The organism is Pseudonocardia sp. McavD-2-B (genome assembly GCF_024124365.1).
Classification (GTDB): domain Bacteria; phylum Actinomycetota; class Actinomycetes; order Mycobacteriales; family Pseudonocardiaceae; genus Pseudonocardia; species Pseudonocardia alni.
Map to the genome: position 1 here is coordinate 1 of NZ_JAMXSG010000410.1, position 3533 is coordinate 3533.

Below are 3533 nucleotides of genomic sequence, written 5' to 3' on the forward strand. Positions count from 1 at the left end.
ACCGGACGCGGTGTGCGGGACCTGGTCCTCGCCGGCCGCCGCGGACCGTCCGCACCGGGCGCGGCGGAGCTCGTCGCCGACCTCGAGGCGCTCGGCGCCCGGGTCCGGGTGGTGGCCTGCGACGTCGCCGACCGCGACGCCGTGGCGGCGCTGGTCGCCGAGGCCGGGCGGGAGCGTCCGCTGCGGGGCGTCGTGCACACCGCCGGTGTGCTCGACGACGGCGTGCTCGGCTCCCTCGACGCGGCCCGGCTCGACACCGTGCTGCGGCCCAAGGCCGACGCCGCGTGGCACCTGCACGAGGCGACCCGGGACCTGGACCTCGACGCGTTCGTGTTGTTCTCCTCGGTCGCGGGTGTGCTCGGCGGCGCCGGGCAGGCCAACTACGCGGCCGGCAACGCCTACCTCGACGCGCTGGCGGCGAGCCGCCGCGCCGACGGGCTCGCGGGGCTGTCCATGGCCTGGGGGCCGTGGGAGCAGGGCAGCGGCATGACCGGAACCCTGGGCGAGGCCGAGGCACAGCGCCTGGCCCGCTCCGGGATGCCGCCGTTGCCCGCCGAGCAGGGCCTCGAGCTGTTCGACACGCTGCTCGCGGCCGGCTCCACCGGCCGGGCGCTGGTCCTGCCGGTCCGCCTCGACCTGGCCGCGCTGCGCGCGCTCGACGAGGTCCCGGCGCTGCTGCGGGGCCTGGTCCGGACCACGCCGCGGCGGACCGCCGCCGCGGGCACCGCACCGGACGCCGACGCGCTCGTCCGCCGGCTCGCCGGGCTCGGTGCCCCAGAGCAGGACGAGATCCTGCTCGCGCTCGTGCGGGGCGGGGCCGCCGACGTGCTCGGGCACACCGACGCCACCGCGGTGGGGGTCCGTCAGCAGTTCCAGGAACTGGGGTTCGACTCGCTCACCGCGGTCGAGTACCGGAACCGGCTCAACGCAGCCACCGGGCTGCGGCTGCCCGCAACCCTGCTGTTCGACTTCCCGACCCCGGCCGAGGTCGTGCGGCATCTGCGGAGCAGGCTCGTCGTCGCCGAGCCCGCGGGCGCCGACGCCGTCCTCGCCGCGCTCGACGGCCTGGAGCGGGCCATCGCGGGCCTGCACGTCGACGACGAGGGGGAGCACCGCCGGGTCGCGGGCCGGATCGAGGTGCTGCGGACCAAGTGGGCCGGGCTGCACGCCGAGGACCGGCCGTCGGACCCCGACGGCGACGGCGCCGGGGACGACACCCTCGACGACGCCTCCGACGACGACATGTTCGCCCTGCTCAACGACGAGCTCGGGCTCGGCTGAGGTGCCTCCCGGGGGGGGGCGGGCCGGCCGGCGCGGTCGTCCCGCCCCCGAGGCCAGGACTAGGGATTCACCGGCCGCGGTGCCGGTTCACTGGCTACGTCATCCGGCAGCACGCCGGGTGCGTCCGCGAGGAAGGAACCCCATGACGACGACCGCCACCGAGGAGAGCCTGTGGGTCCGGTGCTTCCACCCGGCACCGGAGCGGCCCGTGCAGCTCGTCTGCTTCCCGCACGCGGGCGGTTCGGCCTCGTTCTACTTCCCGGTCTCGGCGCAGCTGCAGACCACCGCGGAGGTGTTCGCCGTGCAGTACCCGGGCCGGCAGGACCGGCGCCGCGAGACCAGCCCCGGTGACCTCCACACCCTCGCCGACCAGGTCCACGGCGCGCTGCGGGACTCGCTGCGGGGCCACCGCCCCACGGTCTTCTTCGGCCACAGCATGGGCGCGACCCTGGCGTTCGAGGTCGCGCGGCGGCACGAGGCCCAGGGCGGGCGGATCGCCCACCTGTTCGCCTCCGGCCGGCGCGCACCCTCGCGTGTCCGTGACGAGCACGTGCACCGGCTGAGCGACGAGCAGATCGTCGAGGAGCTGAAGCTGCTGGCGGGTACCGACACCGCGCTGCTCGGCGACGACGAGATCCTCCGGATGATCCTGCCCGCCATCCGCAGCGATTACGAGGCGATCGAGACCTACCGCTGCACGCCCGGGGCCACCGTGGCCGCGCCGATCACCGTCCTGACCGGGGACAGCGACCCCAAGACCTCACGGGACGAGGCGGAGTCCTGGCGCGACCACACCTCCGGACCGTTCGATCTGCACGTCCGTCCGGGCGGGCACTTCTTCCTCGGCTCCGACGCCCCGGCGATCATCGCCATGCTGCGCACGGTCCTCACCGCGTCGTCCTGATCCCGCAGGAGCGAGCGCGGTCACCGTACCGACACGCGGCGGCCGGTATCCGGCACGGGTGGGATCTCCTAGGCTCAAGATCGTCGAGCCGGGTCCGCCCGGCCGGGACCGGTCGCTCGTGGAGGTAGCCCAGGATGTCCGATGCCACCGATCGCGGCGTGCGCCTGGTGGGTCGGGGGTCCGAGTCGGCGTGGCTGGCCTCGGCCGGTGCCGGCGCCGCCGCCGGATCACACGTCGTGCGGCTGCTCGTCGGACCGCCCGGGATCGGCAAGTCGGTGCTGCTCGACGGCTTCTGCACCGAGGTCCCGGCGGGCGTGCGGGCCGCCCGTGCCCATGGGCGGGAACGGACCTCGGACATCTCGTTCGCCGTGGTCCGGGAGCTGTTCGGGGCCCTGGCCGGCGCGGGCCCGGTCGACCCGGCGCTGCTCGAGGGCGGTGCCCGGTGGAGTGCACCGGCGCTGGACGAGGCGACGGGCGGTGCCGGACCGGACAACCTCTACCCGGTGCTGCACGGCCTCTACTGGCTCACCGTGAACCACACCGCTCGCGGCCCGCTGGTCCTCGTCGTCGACGACCTGCAGTGGTGCGACGACGCCTCGCTGGCCTTCCTCGGGTTCCTGCTGCGCCGGTCGGAGGGTCTCCCGCTCGGGGTGGTGCTCGCCTCGCGGACCGACGGAGCGGGCGCACTGCCCGACCGGCTCGCCGAGATCCGCACCCAGGCCGGTGCGGCGGTGACCGAGGTGGGCCCGCTGGACCGGTCCGGCGTCGCCCGGCTCGCCGTGGCCCGCGGTGCCGGTACGGGAGCCGAGCCGCCGCAGGCGCCGCTGCTCGACGCGCTCACCGAGGCCTCCGGCGGGAACCCGCTGCTGGTCGAGCAGCTGGTCGCCGAGCTGGGCCCGGTGACCGGCGACGGCGCGACCGACCGGATCCACCGGCTCGGGCGCGAGGTGGTCGACGGCCTCGTGGAACGGCACGTGTTCGACGCCCCGCCGCACGTCCGCGCCGTGGCCGCCGCCGTCGCGGTCGTGGGTGCCGAGCAGACCTCGGTCCTCGCGACCCTGTCCGGGGTGCCCGCCGGGTCGGTGGCCGACGCGGTCGCGACGCTCGTCCGGACCGAGGTCTTCGCCCCCGACCGGTCGGACTTCCGGCACGACCTGCTGCGCACCGCGGTGCTGCGCGGACTCCCCGGGGACGAGCTCGACGACCTGCGCCGGCGCGGCGCCCGGGTGCTGAGCGACGCGGGGCGCCCGGCCGAGGTGGTGGCGGCGGTCCTGCTCGTCCTGCCCGGCGCCGGCGAGCCCTGGATGGTCGACGTGCTGCTGGAGGCCGCGGCGGCCGCGGCGCACCG

3 protein-coding genes are annotated in these 3533 nt (G+C 76.2%); all 3 read left to right on the plus strand.

Annotated elements, in window-relative coordinates; all coding sequences use genetic code 11:
• Positions 1 to 1281: beta-ketoacyl reductase (locus tag NH602_RS29350; RefSeq protein WP_253069508.1), on the plus strand; the 1281-nt coding region annotated here is incomplete at its 5' end.
• 142 nt (positions 1282 to 1423) lie between these two features.
• A complete protein-coding gene (locus NH602_RS29355) occupies positions 1424 to 2185 on the plus strand; it encodes a thioesterase II family protein (RefSeq protein ID WP_073575126.1) in 762 nt (253 codons plus the stop codon).
• A gap of 134 nt (positions 2186 to 2319) precedes the next feature.
• The coding region (locus tag NH602_RS29360; RefSeq protein WP_253069509.1) for an AAA family ATPase at positions 2320 to 3533 on the plus strand (1214 nt) is incomplete at its 3' end.

Excerpts from the sequence above, each read along its gene's own strand:
- NH602_RS29355 (WP_073575126.1), top strand. The coding sequence starts at position 1,424 with ATGACGACGACCGCCACCGAGGAGAGCCTGTGGGTCCGGTGCTTCCAC.